Annotated in this window: 17 protein-coding genes; 7 read left to right on the top strand and 10 right to left on the bottom strand. The window is 47.3% G+C overall.

Features of this window, described 5'->3' with window-relative positions; translation table 11 throughout:
• Positions 1 to 40 precede the first annotated feature (40 nt).
• On the top strand, positions 41 to 634 hold the full coding sequence (locus tag J7623_RS02580; RefSeq protein WP_291916832.1) for a hypothetical protein: 594 nt from the start codon (positions 41 to 43) through the stop codon (positions 632 to 634).
• 164 nt (positions 635 to 798) lie between these two features.
• On the top strand, positions 799 to 2,364 hold the full coding sequence (locus J7623_RS02575) for a L,D-transpeptidase family protein (RefSeq protein ID WP_291916830.1): 1,566 nt from the start codon (positions 799 to 801) through the stop codon (positions 2,362 to 2,364).
• A gap of 1 nt (position 2,365) precedes the next feature.
• Here the strand turns inward: J7623_RS02575 and J7623_RS02570 are convergent, their stop codons facing one another.
• Positions 2,366 to 3,115, bottom strand: a complete 750-nt coding sequence (locus tag J7623_RS02570; protein ID WP_291916829.1) for a murein L,D-transpeptidase catalytic domain family protein — start codon at positions 3,113 to 3,115, stop codon at positions 2,366 to 2,368.
• 337 nt (positions 3,116 to 3,452) lie between these two features.
• On the opposite strand from J7623_RS02570, the gene J7623_RS02565 reads away from it, so the two are divergent.
• Complete coding sequence (locus tag J7623_RS02565) at positions 3,453 to 4,232, top strand: DNA-formamidopyrimidine glycosylase family protein (protein WP_291916827.1); 780 nt, start codon at positions 3,453 to 3,455, stop codon at positions 4,230 to 4,232.
• Between the two features lie 166 nt (positions 4,233 to 4,398).
• On the opposite strand, the gene J7623_RS02560 is transcribed toward J7623_RS02565, so the two are convergent.
• From J7623_RS02560 to J7623_RS02520, 9 genes are all read right to left on the bottom strand, one after another.
• Entirely contained in the window at positions 4,399 to 5,211 is an 813-nt protein-coding gene (locus tag J7623_RS02560) for an SDR family oxidoreductase (protein ID WP_291916825.1), read from the bottom strand.
• Positions 5,212 to 5,221: 10 nt separating this feature from the next.
• A complete protein-coding gene (locus J7623_RS02555; RefSeq protein WP_291916822.1) occupies positions 5,222 to 6,103 on the bottom strand; it encodes a phytanoyl-CoA dioxygenase family protein in 882 nt (293 codons plus the stop codon).
• Between the two features lie 332 nt (positions 6,104 to 6,435).
• The gene (locus tag J7623_RS02550) at positions 6,436 to 7,029 is read right to left on the bottom strand and encodes a nucleotidyltransferase family protein (RefSeq protein ID WP_291916820.1); all 594 of its coding nucleotides are present in this window, start codon (positions 7,027 to 7,029) and stop codon (positions 6,436 to 6,438) included.
• Positions 7,029 to 8,183, bottom strand: coding sequence for an XdhC/CoxI family protein (locus J7623_RS02545; protein WP_291916818.1), 1,155 nt, complete (start codon positions 8,181 to 8,183; stop codon positions 7,029 to 7,031). Before J7623_RS02545 ends, J7623_RS02550 begins: the two co-directional genes overlap by 1 nt.
• Positions 8,184 to 8,192: 9 nt before the next feature.
• Positions 8,193 to 10,400: a xanthine dehydrogenase family protein molybdopterin-binding subunit gene (locus tag J7623_RS02540; protein WP_291916816.1), complete on the bottom strand. Its 2,208-nt coding sequence runs from the start codon at positions 10,398 to 10,400 to the stop codon at positions 8,193 to 8,195.
• A complete protein-coding gene (locus J7623_RS02535; protein ID WP_291916814.1) occupies positions 10,397 to 11,374 on the bottom strand; it encodes a xanthine dehydrogenase family protein subunit M in 978 nt (325 codons plus the stop codon). The genes J7623_RS02540 and J7623_RS02535 overlap by 4 nt, the downstream gene beginning before the upstream one ends.
• On the bottom strand, positions 11,371 to 12,006 hold the full coding sequence (locus tag J7623_RS02530) for a 2Fe-2S iron-sulfur cluster-binding protein (RefSeq protein ID WP_291916812.1): 636 nt from the start codon (positions 12,004 to 12,006) through the stop codon (positions 11,371 to 11,373). Before J7623_RS02530 ends, J7623_RS02535 begins: the two co-directional genes overlap by 4 nt.
• Positions 12,007 to 12,400: 394 nt before the next feature.
• Positions 12,401 to 13,618: a tetratricopeptide repeat protein gene (locus J7623_RS02525; RefSeq protein WP_291916810.1), complete on the bottom strand. Its 1,218-nt coding sequence runs from the start codon at positions 13,616 to 13,618 to the stop codon at positions 12,401 to 12,403.
• A gap of 173 nt (positions 13,619 to 13,791) precedes the next feature.
• A complete protein-coding gene (locus J7623_RS02520; RefSeq protein WP_291916808.1) occupies positions 13,792 to 14,769 on the bottom strand; it encodes a sugar phosphate isomerase/epimerase in 978 nt (325 codons plus the stop codon).
• Positions 14,770 to 15,099: 330 nt separating this feature from the next.
• On the opposite strand from J7623_RS02520, the gene lepB reads away from it, so the two are divergent.
• The 4 genes from lepB to J7623_RS02500 all read left to right on the top strand — a co-directional run bounded on the left by lepB (position 15,100) and on the right by J7623_RS02500 (position 19,329).
• A complete protein-coding gene (lepB, locus tag J7623_RS02515; protein ID WP_291916805.1) occupies positions 15,100 to 16,293 on the top strand; it encodes a signal peptidase I in 1,194 nt (397 codons plus the stop codon).
• A 146-nt stretch (positions 16,294 to 16,439) separates the two neighbouring features.
• The gene (locus tag J7623_RS02510; RefSeq protein ID WP_291916803.1) at positions 16,440 to 17,402 is read left to right on the top strand and encodes an alpha/beta fold hydrolase; all 963 of its coding nucleotides are present in this window, start codon (positions 16,440 to 16,442) and stop codon (positions 17,400 to 17,402) included.
• A 91-nt stretch (positions 17,403 to 17,493) separates the two neighbouring features.
• Positions 17,494 to 18,084, top strand: a complete 591-nt coding sequence (locus J7623_RS02505; RefSeq protein WP_291916801.1) for a sigma-70 family RNA polymerase sigma factor — start codon at positions 17,494 to 17,496, stop codon at positions 18,082 to 18,084.
• Between the two features lie 63 nt (positions 18,085 to 18,147).
• Positions 18,148 to 19,329, top strand: coding sequence for a FecR domain-containing protein (locus J7623_RS02500; protein WP_291916799.1), 1,182 nt, complete (start codon positions 18,148 to 18,150; stop codon positions 19,327 to 19,329).
• Positions 19,330 to 19,517 lie beyond the last annotated feature (188 nt).

Here is a 19,517-nt window from a genome sequence, read left to right as displayed (position 1 = left end):
ATTAATTAATCATATTAAATCATCCAAAATCTCTTCTTTTATGAAACGTAATTACTGTCGCTTGCCTTACCTGTTTGTATTGGCTGCCATTTTAGCTTTTGCTGCATGTTCTAAAGACGGCTCCCAGGGCCCCGCTGGTCCTGCCGGTCCTGCTGGTCCTGCCGGAGCCAATGGTCCCAAAGGGGATAATGGTCCAAAAGGAGATACCGGTGTTGCCAATGTGATTTATTCTGGCTGGCTGGATGTATCCTATCTGCCAGATACCATTCATAGCGCTGGCGGTGTAATAGATACGCTGGGATATTACGCTGACATTAACGCGCCTAAACTTACCAAAGATATTCTCTCCAAAGGGCTTGTATATGTATATGTGAACCTAAACGTTGCGGATAATCCCGTTATAGCATCTATTCCATATACTGAACCGACTGGATTGTATATTAAATTTGTTTCATTTGAAAACGGGATTGAACTATCTTCTAATGGTGATGTAAGTACCTACACCGTTAGTGGTAAGAAAAGAGCTCAATACCGTTATGTACTGGTACCTGGAGGGGTAGCTGCGCGTAGCGGCAGTGGTGTTGACTGGAAAGATTATAAATCTGTTCAGAAATACCTCAGTTTAAAAGATTAGTTTTTTATGATTCACAACAATAGTAATAAGCCCCTTCCATTTCTGGTGGGGGCTTTTTGTTGCCCTATATGCACAGTTTGTTCCTTCCCGGCCACGTTACCAGTTTCCCAACACAGCCGCAAGGCTGGTTATTCTTCCGGCTTTTCTTTTGATAGAAAGCAGGTATGAAAAGGTTATTAGGGATAGCGTTGGTGATTGGCGTGCTGTGGGGCTGTGGCAGCCCTTCTTCTCCGGTTAACTCCGGTAGCAGTAGTACTGTCAGCCCGCGTAACACCAGCATTAGGCCGGAAAACGCTTACAATGATTTATTCCTGGACAGTACAGCACTGGAGCAATTTATTGCTGCACAAAAGCTGGACGATACACTGGCTACGCGTATGCGTAGCTTTTATAATGCCCGCAATTTTGAATTTGCCTGGCTTGATAGCCATGGACCGGTAGAGCAGGCTGCAGCCTTCCGCAGTTTATATAACTACAGTAAAGACAGTACCAGTAACAAATCACTGGACCGGCGGCTGGATGATTTAATGGAAGAAGACAGCGGGACTATCAAGGCCACGGACCGGCAAATGATCAGTACGGAGTTACAGTTAACGTGGCGGCTGATCAATTACTTCCGGGAAAAGAACGGCAGCATTGCGCAGTTGGAGCATATGATCCCTACTCAAAACTATCCGGTGATGGCACTGGCAGATTCTATGCTGCAAACCAGCAGTCGCCTGTTTCCGGCGATAGCCGTGATGAAGGAGCCGCTCAAAACCTATAGGGAATATGTTAAGAATGGTGGATGGGCGCCGGTTCCCGAAGTGAAAAAGGGATTAAAGAAAGGTCAGTCATCTCCTGAAATTATACCCATCAAGAAACGCCTGTTTATTACCGGTGAATTGCAAACGAATGATAGCAGTGCACTGTTTACGGATGAACTGGAGACAGCTGTTAACCGCTTCCGTAACAGCAATGGTTATACGCAGAATGGTGTATTAAATGATACGGTGGTCAATGCCCTGAATATTCCGGCTGAGGCTCGTTTGAAGCAGCTACTGGTCAATATGGAGCGAATGAAATGGATGCCGGAAACACCTTCCGGAAAATTGATCGTAGTAAATATCCCGGCGTTCCGGCTGCACGTTACCAATGGAACGCAGCATTTGTTTGATATGGATATTGTGGTAGGGAAAGAAGGACATAGCACTACCATGTTTTCAGGCGAATTGAACCAGGTGGTATTCAGCCCTTACTGGAATATTCCCCGTAGTATCGTGCGGAAGGAAATATTGCCGGCTATCGCCAGGAATAAAAATTACCTGGTTTCCAAACATATGGAGGTAACGGGAACGGCTAACGGGTTACCGGTGATCCGGCAATTGCCGGGTGCGCACAATGCGCTGGGACGGGTAAAATTCCTGTTCCCGAACAGTTATCATATCTACTTCCATGATACCCCTGAGAAAGGGCTTTTTAACCGCGATAATCGTGCTTACAGTCATGGTTGTATCCGGCTGAAGGACCCGGTGAAAATGGCGCAGTTCGTATTGGAAGACTCACCCCAATGGACCAACGAAAAAATTGATAGTGCCATGAATAGTGGCAAGCAGAAATTTGTGGCGGTAAAACACCCGGTGCCGGTGATCATTACCTACTTTACCGCCTGGAGTACAGATGGGCAGCTTTATTTCGCGCCTGACGTATACGGGCACGATGCTGTTTTTATAGAAAAGCTCTTTAAATGAATCAGGATGCTGTGCTGTCTTTGCCCAGGATTTTTGTATGCAAAGAGTAATATTTATCGGGGCTGTACAAAAACAGGCAGGTGCCGTTCCTGATACGTTCAATCACTTTCCGGTGAATATTTTCAGGAATAGCGGGGCAACCCAGGCTGCGGCCAATGTAGCCCTGCGCTTTTGCGAGGCTTTCATTGACATAATCCGCGCTGTGCATTACAATGCCTCTGCTGAGAGCATTGTCGTTGATGCCTGCTTCTTCACCTTCCAGCCGCAATGAGTAGCCGTGTTCACCGGTGTAAGTATCGCCGGTGATGTAGAAGCCTAAGCTGCTTTTAAAGCTATTCATTTTGTTAGAGAAGGCGTTGGCTATATCTTTTCCGGAATTGCGGCCATGTGATACCAGGGTGTTGAAAAGTAATAGCTTGTTTTTAAGATCTATTACGAATAAACGTTTTTTGGTACTGGGCAGGGAAAAGTCGACGATAGAAATGATATCCGGGTTTTTAATCCGCCCCATTTCCTCCAGGTGCTGATAACCTATCAACGCATTGTCAAAGGCTTCACGGGAAAGACCTGCAGAGTCGAGCCGCATATTGTCGTACAAGCTTATTTCCCTCACGGAATCAGTAGTTACTACCGTTCCAATAGGTTGCGGCTTAGTGCCGGGATTTTCTGCTGTAAGAGAGGTAAATAAAAATGCAAAACTGCAAATCGTGACAATAAAAATTAACGGTTTAATCGCTTTCTTCCAATTCATGTTCACTCCGTAATATTTTTTGGTGTGTAAAAAATTATTGCAAAGGCATAGGTCACGAAATTAACGCTTTTACGGGTGAAAAAGTAGATAGGATGGAGGCCAGAGCCCGCTCTGTCCTTATTTTTAACAACCTGTTCACATACATAAAAAAAGTGTATAAGTGGCAAACATTGGTTAATGAATGGACAATATCAGCAAAGCAGGCTATACAGTGGGTTTTATCTTTGAAGTACTGTTTTGTAAGAAGAAAAACTGCCATAAAAAAATGGGTCGGTTACTGTTACCGGCCCTTTATTATTTGCACCATTATTGTTAATTTTTCAAAAAAGAAATCATTATGCCTGAGTTACCTGACCTGCAGGCTTTTCGCCATAACCTGGAAAAAGCACTATTGCAAAAAAAGTTGAAGTCGTTGACGGTTGTGAACGCCAAAAAGCTGCATACTACTCCTGAAGCGCTGCAGGAAGCGCTGGAAGGACAAACGTTGGAGCATATACGACGGGTGGGAAAGGAATTACATTTTGAGTTCAAAAATGGGCATGTATTAGGCATGCATTTAATGCTCCATGGTAAGTTATACTTCTTTCAAAAAAAGAATACGGAGAAATATACCATTGTAGAATTACTATTTGGGGATGGCACAGGCCTGGCGCTGACAGATTTCCAGGCGGCTGCCAATGTGTTCCTGGATCCGGAAGAAAAAGAGGCGCCGGATGCGATGTCAAAAGAATTTACGGAAAACTACCTGGAAACACAGTTAGGGAAGAAGAAAGTGACGATTAAAAAATACTTGTTGGATCAGCATAATGTGTTGGGCATCGGGAATGCTTATGCGGATGACATTTTATGGGATGCCCGTATTTCTCCTTTTTCTGTGTGTAATAAAATTCCTGCTAAAGCGGTGAAAGCATTGTTTAAGTCGATAAAGAAAATCCTGGAGGGTGCGGAGAAAAAGATCCTGAAAAGTAATCCTGACATCATCCATGGAGAGATCAGGGATTTTATGCTGGTGCATTCGTCGAAGCTAAAGGAAAGTCCCGGTGGTGCGGAGATCCTGAAAGATACAGGTGGAGGAAGAAAAACGTATTACACCGATGAACAGGTGTTGTATAAATAAATAAAAACCGGCATCGTAGGAGCAGAAAGCAGAAAGCATAAAGCATAAAGCTATTTTAGCGAATGATTAGCGTGAAGGGATAATTTTCGCTCCTTTCATTCGCTAAAATAGCTTTATGCTTTCTGCTTTCTGCTCCTACGATGCCGGTTTTTTTATGGCAAAACTATCATGTCGTTAGTGCGATGGCAGTTGTTGTTTTTTCTTTAGGGGCGTAAATACCGGCAGCAATTTTTTCCACGAATGCTTTGGGGAAAAATTTCGGTAAATAAGCATTTAGTTTATTGGTGAAGCCGGGGATGATTTCCGCCTTTCCTTTGAAAAGGCCATCTACCGCTATTTTAGCTACTGATTCCGCTGTCATGTTAAAGCGGTTGGCAACGTTGCGGGTATAATCGCCCATGCGCGCCCTGTTCACGAAATCCGTATCGGTGCTACCCGGGCTGAGAGCGCTGACGGATATTGGAGAATCTTTCAGCTCATGCCTTAATCCACGGGTAAACGACAGTGCAAAGGCTTTGGTAGCTGCGTAGATATTCAGGTAAGGCACGGTTTGATAAGCCGTAGTACTGGCCAGGTTCAGCAGGTATGCTTTAGGAAATTTCCGCAGCACAGGTATATACGCATATGATAAGCCTACCTGTGCTTTGATGTTTACGTCGATAATATTGAATTGTTCCGCCAGTGTCAGTTGTTCAAACGCGCCATTGATGCCATACCCGGCGTTATTCACTACTACCTGTAATTCATCGTGCCAGGCGCTGGTCCAGGCCGTGACGTTTTTCAATGCATCAGGATGTGAGAGGTCCTGGTGCAGCGTGTGTACGTTTACGTGATACTGTGCCGACAGTTCTGTAGCGGTATTAGTGAGTGCTTCAGCGTCCAGGTCGACCAGCAGCAATTGGTAGTTTCTTTCTGCCAGTTGCGCGGCAATGGCTTTTCCTATTCCTTTGGCTGCGCCGGTGATGAGTGCGTATGACATAATTATTTTTTTAGAGCGTTGGTGTGTTTACGCGGGTAAGTGTTTCTGTATGGGCTTTTGCGTGTGCCCATTGTGGTTTATTACCGTAGAGATGTGCCAGTTTATGATAAAACGGTGTAGGGCTATTCGCCGTTTTAGGCTGATAGGCGCCGGTGATAATGGGAATGTACATCACTCTTCTGCGGCTCTTTTCTCCGGTGAATGGCGACTGCTGCACGCGGTGCCACAACCTTCCATCATGTACGGTTAAATCGCCGGCTTCAATATCAAAGCCAACTTCTTTTTTATCCGGATTATTATCGATAAAATATTTTTTACGGAATAATAATTTGAGTAGTCCCTGTTCATGTGTGCCGGGAAGTACACGCAGCCCGCCGTTTTCCAATGGGCAATCGTCGAGATGTATGCCTACATTGAGCATGGGAAGAATGCGTGATCCGAGGAATAGATCCCGTGGGCTGTCGGTATGCCACCCCAGTTGTTTGAACTGGCTTTCTGCGGCATTGACATAGTGATTAATCACCAGTCCATCTTTTTCATTTTCTCCTATCCTGCCGTCGTATGGGCCGAGTAAAGCGATGAGTGATTGCAGGCGTTGGTCTTTCAGCAGGGAACGTAAGGTATTGCTATAATGAGAGGCGAAGGCAATACGTTGTATCAACGGGCTACCATCTACGTCTGTACCGAATTTCAACGGGATGCCATTCACCTTCTGAATGTTGTTGCGAAGTAGTAGTTCCTGTACCTGTTGTACTTCGGACAGAATAAATGCCAGTTTGGATTTATCCAGGAAACTTTTAAACTGGATAATACCGTGTTTACGGAAATAAGCCAGATGCGTGTTGGTGATCCCCTCATTGAGGTGGAAAATGGGTTGGTTGTTCGTTTCCATGACGGAATGTTTTTGAAATGACAGTAAAGAAACAGTTGGTGATATTAAGTATAGTTGCGGCATTGGTGGGGTGACCGCAGGCAGGAGTGGGGTATTAACAACAACAACGCGCGTAAGTGGCTACACGTAAGGGTAAGGCGACTATCGTTCGCTGATTTGGATGCTGGCTGGAATAATGATTGGTGTTCATGATTTATATGTTTTTTATTAGTCTACCAATTCTGTAGACAAATATACGGATATACTTTTAACGGCAAAATTTTTTTTGTTTTGCCAGTATTATACTGATTAAACTGATTTTGCGGGATTTTTTTTCGAAGACGATATACTGTTTACACTTTCGTGAGTAGCTGCTCATAGTCGCCGGAAGTATCGATATCGATAGCGCCCTGTGGAAAGTCGATGGTGGCTACCTGTTCGGGATGTTGCAACAGTATTTTCTTGGCGCCTTCCTGGCCGGTGAGCGACAATAATTGTGGAAAAATACTTTTATGAAACAGGGCTGGGGTACCGATGGTATTGCCATAGGTGCAGGCTACCATGGGCTTGCCGGTGGTGTTTTTAAGGGTAAACATCTCTTCCAGCAGGGAAGTGGTGATGAATGGCTGATCGCAGAGCAGGAGTAAGGCGTTGCTGATTTGTGGTGACAGTTGCAGGAGGTATTGCAGGCCTGTTTTGATAGAGCCGCCCATACCAGTAGGCCAGTGGGGATTTACCACGGTATGCACCATTTCTGAAATCAGTTGTTGTTTTACCTGGGTAGCGAAAGCGCCGAGTACCACTACAGTTGGCGTGGCGCCGGACTGGCTGGCGGTGTGTACTACGTTTTGTAACAGGCTTTTATTTTGGAAAGGCAACTGTTGTTTGGGGGTTCCTAATCGTTTTGAGGCGCCAGCGGCGAGGATGATGATACCGGTTGTTTCCATTATAGTTGTTGTTGAAGGATGATTTGTTGTTCGCGTGCATGGATGGAGGTTGTTTTTTCCCGCAGGGAAGTAGCTGCGGTGGCCGACAGCACGGATTTTATTTCGCTGATAATAGACAAGGCAATTTCTTCTGCTGTTTCGGCGCCGAGGTCGAGGCCTGCGGGGCCGTGTAGGCGTGCCCGTTGTTGCCATGAAATGGGAATACCATTTTCTGACAGTTCACCGAGCATGCGTTGCAGTTTTTTGGCGGGACCCAGTACGCCGATATAGCACAGGGGTAGTGGCAGCAGTTGTGCCAGCAGTGCCAGGTCGTAGTTATAGTTATGTGTCATGAGTACTACGGCAGTGTGAGGGTCTGTAGCTACCTGTGTGAGTACCTCTGCGGGCCTGGTGGTAAGCAGTTGTGTGGCTTCCGGGAAGCGGGCAGGGGTGGCGTATCCGGGGCGTCCGTCTACCACGATGGTTTGCCACCCGAGTATGGCGGCCATTTTTACCAGTGGCATTACATCGTTGCCGGCGCCGGCAACCAGTAGTTGTGGTGCCGGTGGCAGAAAGGCGATATGTGCCGTATAGTCGTTCCCGGTAGACAGGTATGTTTTGGTGCAGTTGCTTTGTGTTTGGAGGGCCACATGTGCTTCGGCGGTGAGCACATTTTGCAGGTGGCCGTCGGGGATGTCGTGCTGCATTAATCCGTTGGCTGTGAGCACCAGGCAGGTGCCGGGTTGTGGCGCTTTGCGGTTGCGCAGTGTAAACAGTGTTACCAGCACAGCAGGGGCCCGATGTCGTGTAATTTCCTGCAGCAGCGCAATCGGGTTGTGAGGATCGGAGGTGTTGACCGGTTCCAGCAATATATGAATGATACCATTGCAGCCCAGACCTACGCCCAGTGTAGTATCGTCTTCATCATTGGTATCGTAGGTTACCAGCATGGGTTGTTGCTGCAGCATCACCAACTGTGCTTTCCGGAGGGCATCCCCTTCCAGGCAGCCACCGCTGATGGCGCCGGTGAGCAAGCCATTTTCTGTTACCAGCATGCGGGCGCCCGGTTGACGGTAGGCAGAGCCTTCCACATGTACAACGGTAGCCAGGGCAGTTTTGAGCCCCTCCCGGCAGGCCGTATGGTATGCTTTTACGATATCGTTCAGTTCTTTCATGTCAAGTATTTAAACGGTTACCGGCGTATTCAATACTTTATCCGGTGTAATAGGTAAATCACGCACCCGCTTGCCGGTTGCATTGAATACGGCGTTGGAAATGGCTGCGGCAAAGCCTATCAGCGCTATTTCTCCCATCCCTTTAGCACCCATCGGGTTGATGTAGGGATCTTTTTTGTTGATGAAATACACGTCGGTAGGTGGTGTATCTGCGTTGACCGCTACATGGTAATCGGCCAGGTTGTTGTTCACAAATCTGCCGAAGCGATGATCCAGTATAGCCTCTTCCGTTAGTGCCATGCCAATACCGCCTACTACACCGCCAATCATCTGGCTGCGGGCTGTTTTGGAATTAACGATGGTGCCGGCATCAGCTACGCTGACAATATGTTGGATGCGTACCACGCCGGTAGCCGGATGTACCAGTACTTTAGCGAAGTGCACAGAAAAGGAATACATGGAATATTTTTTTCTTTCCGGTCCGCCCTGTGAAGTGGCCGTTACTTTTACTTCCGGCAGCTGCTGTTGTTGTAAGAGTGCTTCGGGCGTAATTTTGTTTTCCCGGTTTGGAGGCAGGAGGTATCCATCTTCATAAATAATTGTTTCCGGTGTACTTCCTTTAAACGCAGGTATGTGTGCAATGGCCATAGTGCCGAGTTGCTGCTGTAACGCTTTACAGGCATCAGTTACGGCGCTGCCTACCGTAGATACAGTAGAAGAACCGCCTTGCTCGGGCGCAAACGGGTATGCGGATTCTCCCAGCATGAACGTAATTTTTTCAGGTGGCATGCCGGTTACATCCGCCGCAATTTGTACCATGGCGGTAGCCGTACCCGGGCCAATATCAGCTGCCGCACTTTGCAATATCAAAGCACCATCTGCTTTTAGTGTAGCCGATACCGTAGCTTTACCCCGATACGCACCGAAAGTGCCACTGCTCATGCCATAGCCTACCAACATGCCGTTTTCCTCCGTACTGCGGGGCACAGGTTTCCTGGCAGACCACCCGATTTTTTCTGCTCCCAATGCGTATGCTTCTTTCAAATATTTACTGGAAAAAGGCAGGTTTCTTTCCGGGTCTATATCTGCGTGATTGAGTATACGAAGTTGCAACGGATCCATCTTTAATTTGTGTGCCAGTTCATCGAGGGCGGATTCCAGCGCAAAGGAGCCGGTAGCTTCGCCGGGGCCGCGCATCCACACGGGAGTACTTATATTGAGTGGCACCAATTGATATTTGGTATCAACATTAGGACAGGCATACATGAATTTACTCATGGCCACAATGCCTTCAGTAAAATCTTCGTAGGGAGAGGTGATGGCGACTGCCTGATGTGTGATACCAGTTAGTTTTCCTTCCGCCGTAGCGCCTATGCTGAGCTGCTGCGTAGCGCTGGGGCGATAGCCAACGAGGGTGAACATTTGTTCGCGGGTAATTACCAGTTTTACCGGCCGGCGTATTTTTTTAGCGGCCAATATGGTAGCTATTTCCAGGGGCCAGATGCGCAACGCCATACCAAAGCCACCACCTACAAATTGGGAGTGTACAGTGATATTTTGTTCCGGCAATTGGAAGAGTTCCTGGATGGTTTCCTGTACACTTTTTACGCCCTGTGTTTTAGCCCAGAGGGTAAGGGTATCCGGCGTTGTCCAGTGTGCGATGATGCCTGCCAGTTCCATGGGGTTGTGTACTTCCAGCGGAAGGGTGTAGGTAGCGCTGTGGGTCACGGCTGCTTTCTCCCATGCACCGGCTTCTCCGCGGAGGTAGTCTTTCATGCGGTTGTTCTGAAAGGCTTTGCCCATGCTGGCATTCATGTCTGTATAATGTGTTTCCTGGTTGTATTGTACAGCTACCAGTGAAGCGGCATGCACAGCACGTTCCAGCGTATTGGCTACTACAATGGCCACTGGCTGACCATTGGAATAGATGCGGTCATCTTTAAATATCTGCAGGCCGTTTTTATCGCCGGCTTTGGCCGATTGATACGCGGGTACCCGCGGTGCATTCAGGTGTGATACGATGTCTGCCACACCGGGTGCCCGTAGGGCTTTGGTAGTGTCGATACTTTTAATGGTACCGCTGCTGATCGGACTACAAACCAATGCAGCATACAACAGATCCTCCATGTGATGGTCCGCGAAATATTTTGCGCCACCGGTTACTTTTAGCCGGCCATCTACGCGGTCCATAGACTGTCCTGTTTGTTGTTTTCTCATACGGTAGTGGCTTTTAGTAAGGCGGTTTGAATACTGTTGGTGGCGAGGGCCGTTTTAAACGCGTTATGTTTATAAGTTTTGGCAGATTGTGTAGCGATGTTGGCCGCGATGCGGAAATTTTCCACCGTGGGTGCTTTGCCTGTCAATGCTTTCTCGGCATCGGGTAAGCGCCAGGGTTTATGTGCTACTCCGCCCATGGCGAGGCGGGCCTGTTGAATTACACCATCGCGGATATCCAGTGCAGCGGCAACGGATACCAGTGCAAATGCATAGGATGCACGATCGCGTACTTTCAGGTAGTATACATTTTTTGTAAAGTTATTGGCAGGAATTTCTACGGCAGTAATCAGTTCATTTTTGCCGAGGTTATTGTCCAGTTGTGGCGTATTGCCGGGCAGCCGGTGGAAGTCGGTGAATGGAATGTGGCGGTCGCCTTTAGGACCGCTTACCAGCACAGTAGCATCCAAAGCGGCCAGTGCCACGCACATATCGCTGGGGTGTACGGCAATGCAGTTATCGTTGGCGCCGAAGATGGCGTGCATGCGGTTGATGCCGCCGAGGGCGCCGCAGCCGCTGTTGGGACTACGTTTATTGCAGGGCATGGTGGTATCGTAGTAGTAAGAGCAGCGGGTTCGCTGCATCATGTTACCACCTACGGTAGCCATATTGCGTAATTGCTGGGAAGCTCCTGCCAGCAAGGCCTGCGACAGTAACGGGTGATGTGTTTTTACGAGCTCGTGTTCAGCCAGGTCACTATTAAGCACCAGGGAACCGATGTGCAGCACCCCGTTATCCAGTTGTATATCTTTTAGTGGAAGGCGATTAATATCTACCAGTTTGTCTGATATGATGACCCCGTTTTTCATAAGGTCCAGCAGGTTGGTACCGCCTGCAATAAAACGGGCATTGTTTTTAGCTACAGCCTCAATAGCTGCTTTCAGGCTGGTGGGCCTTACATAGGAGAATTGGTTCATACTGTTTTTCCTCCATTTTTTACATCAGTGATGGCATGTACGATGTTGTCGTAAGCACCGCAGCGACAGATATTTCCACTCATGAATTCGCGTATTTCTTCGGGGGAATTGGCATGGCCTTCCCGCAGGCAGGCAACAGCCGACATAATTTGACCGGGGGTACAGTAGCCGCACTGAAAGCCGTCGTGTTTGATAAAGGCTTCCTGTACGGGATGTAGCTGATCACCGTTTGCCAGTCCTTCGATGGTGGTAATTTTTTTGCCTTCCTGCATTACTGCGAGAGTCAGGCAGGCATTAATCCGGCGGCCATCCACATGTACGGTGCATGCGCCGCATTGGCCGTGGTCGCAACCTTTTTTGGTGCCGGTGAGATGCAGTTGTTCCCGCAGGAGGTCGAGCAGGGTGGTACGCGGTTCCACCGAGAGCTGCATTTTTTGACCATTGATGTCCATGTTAACGGGCATCTTTTCAAAGATGCCGGCGATGGTTTCATCATGTTGTGCGGCTTTCATCACCAGTGGCGGTGTGAGGGCCAGGGCCATCATCGCGGAAGATTGCTTTAGAAAGTCTCGGCGGGCTTCCTGTTTATCCTTTTTGTGCGAAGAAGATTGTGGGTCGTTTTCAGCAGCCATTTGAGTCTGTATTAATCACTAATAAGGTAGGAAAAATTATTGGTATTGCCAGTTTTAATTAGTCCTGTTTTATCCCGGATAGGCACCATTTTACGCCATTGAGGTTGTTTGCTTTTGAGTTATCAACAGCCTGCGAATTGATACGATACATCTTAATACTGGCGGCGCTTTGGCTGGGTATTCGGGCCAGTGCGGGAAAAAAAAGGGAGGGGGCTTTGAGTATGACAATAACCTTTTCAGGGTGGCAGCGGATGATGATATGATACTGCTGCGCTGTAGCTGATTGTGTTAACACCCGTGATATTAAGTGGCGAGCGTGGTTTGGGGGCTTGTTGCGGATGGCCAGGTAAAAGCCCTCCGCAACAATGCGGAAGGCTTTTTATTTAGTTGAAGGCTAAAGGCTTTTGAGGTGTCCCAGCCATTGCTGTGCAAATTCATTACCAGGATCGAGTTGCAGCAGTTTCTCGAAGGAGGCGATGGCGGCGGGGATTTGTTCCATATGATAAAACAGTACCGCGCGGTTCAGGTGTACATATGGATTTTCCGGCGCAATAGCGAGGGCTTTATCATATGTAGCGAGTGCTGCTTCATATTGTTCCAGCAGCATCAGGATAGAGCCTTTATTCATCAGCAGGCCAGGTTCGTCCGGAGATAGTTCCAGGCCCTTATCCGCGTATTGGAGTCCTTCCTGCAGGCGGTTGAATACTTGTTGCTGGCCGGTTTCATCTGCACCATGATCTTCCATGTGACTGATGACTTCATTGGCTTCCTGTAATATTTGTACAACCTGTTGTTCGTACCAGGCAGCGCTTTTCTCCACATTTTCTGTAAATGGAATTTTTTCCAGGTCTATTTCTTCTTCTTCTTTGGGTGATTCTGAGGGCCTCATTTTATCCGCCGCTGGTGCATACCACCACTGGCAGAATTTGCCCAGTTCACCACCTACCGGTAATTCATCTGCCGGAGGTAAGCCTTCTGCTTCAATGGCATCGTTGGCTACCACCAGGTCCAGTATAGATTCCAGGGCTTTATAGTGAATCGTTTCCCCTTCCTGTTCGGCCTGCATCACCATGAAAGGCAGGAGCAGGTACCAAAGTGAAAGGAGGGCTTTGTCTTTTTGCTCACCGGCTATTTCGCATATTTCCAGCGCCATGAGGAAGGTATCTATGGCTTCAGGGGCAACGGCATCTTCGCCGGTAATAGTACCATTAGCTACCATGGCTGCCCAGAGAGAGGAACCTGCATCGCAGTAGAGAATATATTTTTGTGTGGTTAAGTCGTAGTTGGCGTAACCGGCTACGGGGTTACTTTCCTCGTCCCACTCTGCTGTGGGTTGCTCGTAGATAAATTTAAATTTCTGACTGGCGGCCAATGCATCAAACCAGGCCTGATGGGTAGCATAGGCAGGGTGCGCGCTGACAGGAAACGTGTAAACGAAACGATGTTTAACCAGGATATCCATTACCCGGAAATGGGTAAAGCCAGTATCAAACTGGTTTTGTAATTTATAGAGATTGTAAAACAGACTTCTGCGATCCAGTCCTTCTTCCTGATTTTTGTCCAGGCTATAAACGGATAGCTCCACCAATGATTCTACTTCATGCATCGCCATATGTAACTTTTGGGCGAAATTACGAAATATGGATTAGCAGAAAGCAGAAAGCAAAAAGCAGAAAGCTATTGTCGCGAGTGAAAAGGTCGAGTGTTAATCCGATTTAATCACTCGCGACAATAGCTTTCTGCTTTTTGCTTTCTGCTTTCTGCTTTCTGCTAATCCATATTTCTTTACTTCAGCAGTACATTCTTCACATACTTGTAGCTGGTAGTAATGCTTTGGAATGGTTCTATCGTGATTTTATCCTGTTCAACAAACAGGTGTTTTACGCCTGCCAGTTTTGCCTGCGCAAATATTTTATGGAAGTCGATGCTGCCGGTGCCTACTTCTGCAAAGGTGACGCCGGAGAGGAGTTCCATAGAGGTTTTATTTTCAGTGCCGGCGGCAGTAAGGCTGGCAGTATTGTTTTTGTCCATGTCTTTCACATGCCAGGCTACGAATCTACCGGGGGCTTCTTTAAAGAGGGTGACTGGATCGCGGCCTGATTTTACGGCCCAGAAAAGATCCAGTTCGAAGGAAACGAGGGAAGGATCTGTTTCTTTCAGCATAATGTCGTAGCCGGTGCTGTCGGTGTCTGCCAGTTTTTTGAATTCCCAGTAGTGATTGTGATAACCGATGTGCAGGTTATGTTTTTTACAGATTTCACCGGCTTTATTCAGTTGGGCTGCCATGTATTTATAGTCGTCGGCTCCCAGCTTTTTATCCCAGAGGGAGAGTGGTAGTACGGGCACAATAAAATATTGCTGGCCGAGGGCGGCTGCCAGGTCTATTTGTGGCTGCAATGCCGCTGCGTCGCCATTGCCGCGGGTTAGGTAGTCGTTGAGCTGATAGTGGCCGGAGGGCGTAGTAAGGTGGTGTTGTTTCAGCAACGCGCTTAATGCCTTTGGCTTGAGGCCCCAGAATGTTCCTTTATCGGCGGCCCCTTCATAGCCATAAAAGGTTTCTACTTCATTGAAGCCAATCTTAGCCACTTTAGCGATGGTGCCTTTCACGTCTTTGGCCAGTTCGTCGCGAAGGGTATATAATTGCAGTCCTATTTTTTTAGGAAGGGCTTTGTTACCGGTCATGGCAGAGAGGCCACCGGGCAACATCAAGCTGGCAGCCAGGAGTCCTGTTTGTTGAATAAATGAACGTCTGGAAGTGTGCATGCGGATCATGTTTTTTGACGTGGATGAATATATAATCGGGTGACTATGTGCAGCAATTTAGCAAAACGATTGCATCTTGTTCAAAATTTTTAAAAAAGAAAACCAGGCTGGTACTTTTTTGTGGCAAAGGTTGAAATAACATCTCTTGTTCTAACCTGGTCGGGTATACGTATAAAGTAGCTTTTAATGCGTCGTGCAGGATAGGGTTTGATTTTATGAAATCCTTACTGCATCATAGTTGCAGCGGTTTTTGTTCGTGTATTTTTTAAGGGAATGTGCGTTTAATTCATTAAATTGTTTAGTAGTTACTTATCCAAAAACCGCGTCCAAATGAGTTTTTTTTTCACCAATGTAAGGCAGGCAGAAGAAGGCGTCCGGAAGAAATCTAAAGTAAGGGAATGGATAGAGGCAGTGATTTTTGCGGTGGTTGCTGCCACCCTCATCCGCACTTTCATTTTTGAAGCGTTTGTTATCCCCAGTGCTTCGATGGAGAAAACCTTGCTGGTGAATGATTTTATTTTTGTTACCAAAATCAGTTATGGCCCAAGAATCCCCAATACCCCGCTGGCGTGGCCTTTCACGCATCATACGATGCCCTTTACCAAAAATGTACCCCCTTTTTCCACCGCTATCAGCTGGCCCTATAAACGACTGCCGGGATTTAGCGGTATCCGGCGGAATGATGTGATTGTGTTTAATTATCCCTGTGGAGATAGTGTGTTAAAGAACCTGGCAGGGGAAGATGAAGATTATTATTCGCAGGTACGTTCTCTCGGATATGAGTATGTACACAAGAATTATCCACCGGTAGTAACGCGGCCGGTAGATAAGCGGGAGAACTGGATTAAGCGATGCGTGGCGGTAAGCGGCGACACGGTGCTGATCATTGATGGCATTGTTTATATCAATGGTGCACCTGGCAGGGTGCCACCTGATTTTGAGGCGAGGTACCTGGTAACGATGCCCAATCATAAGCCTATCGATAGTTTGCTGGAAAACAAATTTGGGACTGATCATATATTGAGGGCTACCAGGGATTCCACGACATTTATCTATAATCTTAGTGCACCTGCAGTTGATACACTCCGCGCCATGGGAGCTACAGTTATACGTAATACCATTTATTTTTATCCTGACGGCCGGGTATTTCCTTTTGATGTACAGCATTACGAATGGAATGAGGACTGCTTCGGCCCTTTATACATTCCTAAAAAAGGAGCCACCGTGAAACTGGATACGCTTACCTTGCCGCTCTATCGCCGTATTATTACAACGTATGAACACAATACATTGAGAATAGACAGCAGTAGTAATAAAATTTACATCAATGACCAGGAAACGAGTACCTATACTTTTAAGATGAACTACTACTGGATGATGGGCGATAACCGGAATGAATCAACGGATTCCCGCTTCTGGGGCTTTGTTCCGGAAGATCATATTGTAGGGAAGGCGTGGATGATCTGGATGAGTTTTCACAATAACCGTGTCCGGTGGAGCCGGTTGTTTTCGCTGATAAAATAGCGGATGTTGTCCGAGGGCATTTATTATTCAGTTAAAGCGGTTTTCTCTTTTTACTTCCCGTAGCAATTGATCCAGCGTACCGGAGACAGGTAGTGACCTGGAGTAAAATTACGAATTAAGGGCTACGAATTCGTAATTTCGCCGTTATGCCATTGATTCAACACTCAGATTACCGGGCGCCTTTTCTTTTACAGAATCGTCATATGCTGACGATTTATCCTTCTTTGTTTCGCAGTATTAAGCCGGCGAACTACCGGCGGGAGCAGATTCCGACGCCGGATCATGATTTCCTGGACCTGGATTTCAGTGAGCAGGGGCATGACCGTATTGTAGTGATTTTGCATGGTTTGGAAGGTAGTTCCACGCGCAAGTATGTGTTGGGGATGGTGCATATCTTTAATGGTACCGGGTTTGATACGGTGTCCATGAACTTCAGAGGATGTGGAGGAACACCAAATAAACAGCTCCGCTTTTATCATAGTGGAGAAACGGGAGACTTGCAAACCGTGATCACACACCTGGTATCGTTGAATAAATATAAGGCAATACACCTGGTAGGTTTTTCCCTGGGAGGAAATGTAACCTTGAAATACCTGGGGGAGCAAGGCACTGCAGCAGCGGGCGTAATTAAATCGGCCGTAGCTATTTCGGTGCCTTGTGATCTGCAGAGTGGGGCGGTGGAGTTGGAGAAGCGGCACAACATTATATATATGCAGCGATTTATCCGGGAGCTGGGGAATAAGTTGCGGGCAAAGGAGCAACAGTTTCCCGGCAGTATTCGTTTGGAGGGATATGAGGCGGTAAAGTCGTTCCGCCAGTTTGATGATCGCTATACCGCGCCTATGCATGGTTTTAAGGATGCTGTGACGTATTGGGAGCAATGCAGTTCCCGGTCGTTTTTACCTGATATTCGTATACCCGTATTAGTCATTAATGCCAAGGATGATCCTTTCCTGGGGCCGGCCTGTTATCCTTACGATGTGGCTGCAACCAGTCCGTATGTTTTCCTGGAAACGCCTCAACAGGGCGGACATGTTGGTTTTGTGCAGTTTGGACAGGATTTCTATTGGTCTGAGCAGCGGGCATTGGCTTTTATTCAGCAGGAGTAATCGGGGCCGTTGTGCGGGAGTTGTTATTATTATTACTTTTTTTATAATTTACAGCCGAACGGTGTGCATCATTTAAAAATTGTTATACTCAATGGAGCGAATGCCATCAGAAGAAGAGGTGTTGCGGCGGATGATAGGAGGTGATGAATTGGCTTTTTCCAGTATTTACCGGCACTACCATTCTTCGCTCTATATCTACCTGTTACGCTTTTGCAAAGTGCCTTCCCTGGCGGAGGACCTTGTCCATGATGTATTCCTGAAAATTTGGGAAATCCGGGATCGTATTAACCCACAGCTTTCTTTCAGCGGCTACCTGTACCGGATTGCGCGCAATCATGTTTTTAAAACCATCGCCAAATTATCTACCGATGAGCAAATGCGGGAGCAGTTGTTGCTGCAACTGGCTCACCAGGATGCAGGGCTTACAGACCTTACCGTCAGGGCAAGGGAGTATGAGCGGCTGTTGCAGGAAGCATTGAGCCAGATGACGACGCAGCGTTTAAATGTATTCCGGCTTTGTCGCCAGGAAGGTAAAACCTACGATGAAGCGGCCGCCATATTGGGAATATCCCGTGATACCGTTAAAAAGCATATGGTACTCAGTATGCGGTTTATCCAGGATTATATCTTCCGTCATGGGGATATTTTGGTAGCTACTTTTCTGCTCACCACCATCGTTTAAAAAAATATTTTTTCACAGGGGTACCCTCTTTCTTTATTTCCGGATATTATATACAGGGCCTGTATGCAAGTGGCCTTTGTTACCAGTATGCATCAACCGGAAGAAGCACTATTACAAAAATACCTGGACGGGCAATGCAGCCCGGAGGAGATAGCTGTTTTATATAGGTGGCTGCTTTCTTCTGACGCGCATAAGCCCTTGCTGACGGTGATGCAACAGGATTTTGAGCGGGTGATGAATGCGCAAGCTGTTGTGCCGGAAGAAATTAGTAACCGGATAGAAACCAGGCTGCTGGCCTCTATTGGGCAGGGTAAAGTGGTGCCTGTACGAACCACGCAGCGCTGGAAGTGGGTAGCCGCAGCATCCATTGCCGTGGTGCTGGCAACAGGTGCCGCATTGTTTTATCAGTGGCATAAACCCGCTGTACCGGTAGTGTTGGCAGCAAAGGCAGCAGATGTGAATCCAGGCGTTAATAAGGCGGTGTTAACGCTGGCAGATGGTTCGGTAGTTACATTGGACAGTGCCGGTAACCAGGTGATACAGCAAGGTAGCACCAAGGTGGAGCAAAAGAATGGCGCCTTACAGTATGCTGCCGGGGGCGATAAGAACGCTATTGGTTATAATACCCTGAAGGTGCCCCGTGGTGGCCAATTTACGGTTGTATTGCCAGATGGTACGCAGGTATGGTTGAACTCCGCTTCCAGCCTGCGTTATCCTACAGCATTTAACGGTGATAGCCGTACTGTGGAAATGCAGGGGCAGGGATATTTTGAAGTAAAGAAAAATGCCAGGCTGCCGTTTATTGTAAAAGTGAATAATATGGAGGTGCAGGTATTAGGTACCGGCTTTGATATTATGGCCTATGAAGATGAAGAAGAGCAGCGTACTACCCTGGTGAGTGGCGCGGTAAAAGTGAAGCAGGGTAGTGTGGAGAAATACCTGAAGCCCGGGCAGCAGGCGGCTATTGATAATACCACGGGTGTGATGCTGGTGCGCAGTACAGATGTACAGGAAGTGGTGGCCTGGAAAACGGGTTTCTTTGAATTTGATAATGCCAATATAAATGTTATCCTGCGGCAATTAGCCCGTTGGTATGATATTGAAGTAGATACAAAAACTGCTGACAACAGACTATTCGGTGGCCGGATCAGTAGAAATCTGCCGTTATCGGAGATGTTGGCCCTGTTGGGTAGCAGCGGTGCTAAATTTAAACTTGAAGGAAGAAAACTAACTGTTATAAGATAAAAGCTTAGAGAATTGCTGCTTCCACGTTGCGGCGCTATGTAGAATCAATAAAAACTGATAAAATTCAAACAAGATGGCAACAACCGAGACTAGCTAGTCAGGGAACGTATGCCCAAAAAAAACCGGAAGTGCTCGCAACACTGCCGGTATGAGCCTGGGCATCCCTTGAAAATCAATCCCTTATTCGA

The sequence above is a fragment of the Chitinophaga sp. genome (assembly GCF_017745275.1).
Taxonomy (GTDB): Bacteria; Bacteroidota; Bacteroidia; order Chitinophagales; family Chitinophagaceae; genus Chitinophaga.
Note: the sequence above shows the minus strand (reverse complement) of the source record. Positions and strands in the feature narration are given on the sequence as shown.

Coding starts and splice junctions, on each gene's coding strand:
- J7623_RS02580 (WP_291916832.1), top strand. CDS start 41: ATGAAACGTAATTACTGTCGCTTGCCTTACCTGTTTGTATTGGCTGCC.
- J7623_RS02575 (WP_291916830.1), top strand. CDS start 799: ATGAAAAGGTTATTAGGGATAGCGTTGGTGATTGGCGTGCTGTGGGGC.
- J7623_RS02570 (WP_291916829.1), bottom strand. CDS start 3,115: ATGAATTGGAAGAAAGCGATTAAACCGTTAATTTTTATTGTCACGATT.
- J7623_RS02565 (WP_291916827.1), top strand. CDS start 3,453: ATGCCTGAGTTACCTGACCTGCAGGCTTTTCGCCATAACCTGGAAAAA.
- J7623_RS02560 (WP_291916825.1), bottom strand. CDS start 5,211: ATGTCATACGCACTCATCACCGGCGCAGCCAAAGGAATAGGAAAAGCC.
- J7623_RS02555 (WP_291916822.1), bottom strand. CDS start 6,103: ATGGAAACGAACAACCAACCCATTTTCCACCTCAATGAGGGGATCACC.
- J7623_RS02550 (WP_291916820.1), bottom strand. CDS start 7,029: ATGGAAACAACCGGTATCATCATCCTCGCCGCTGGCGCCTCAAAACGA.
- J7623_RS02545 (WP_291916818.1), bottom strand. CDS start 8,183: ATGAAAGAACTGAACGATATCGTAAAAGCATACCATACGGCCTGCCGG.
- J7623_RS02540 (WP_291916816.1), bottom strand. CDS start 10,400: ATGAGAAAACAACAAACAGGACAGTCTATGGACCGCGTAGATGGCCGG.
- J7623_RS02535 (WP_291916814.1), bottom strand. CDS start 11,374: ATGAACCAATTCTCCTATGTAAGGCCCACCAGCCTGAAAGCAGCTATT.
- J7623_RS02530 (WP_291916812.1), bottom strand. CDS start 12,006: ATGGCTGCTGAAAACGACCCACAATCTTCTTCGCACAAAAAGGATAAA.
- J7623_RS02525 (WP_291916810.1), bottom strand. CDS start 13,618: ATGGCGATGCATGAAGTAGAATCATTGGTGGAGCTATCCGTTTATAGC.
- J7623_RS02520 (WP_291916808.1), bottom strand. CDS start 14,769: ATGCACACTTCCAGACGTTCATTTATTCAACAAACAGGACTCCTGGCT.
- lepB (WP_291916805.1), top strand. CDS start 15,100: ATGAGTTTTTTTTTCACCAATGTAAGGCAGGCAGAAGAAGGCGTCCGG.
- J7623_RS02510 (WP_291916803.1), top strand. CDS start 16,440: ATGCCATTGATTCAACACTCAGATTACCGGGCGCCTTTTCTTTTACAG.
- J7623_RS02505 (WP_291916801.1), top strand. CDS start 17,494: ATGGAGCGAATGCCATCAGAAGAAGAGGTGTTGCGGCGGATGATAGGA.
- J7623_RS02500 (WP_291916799.1), top strand. CDS start 18,148: ATGCAAGTGGCCTTTGTTACCAGTATGCATCAACCGGAAGAAGCACTA.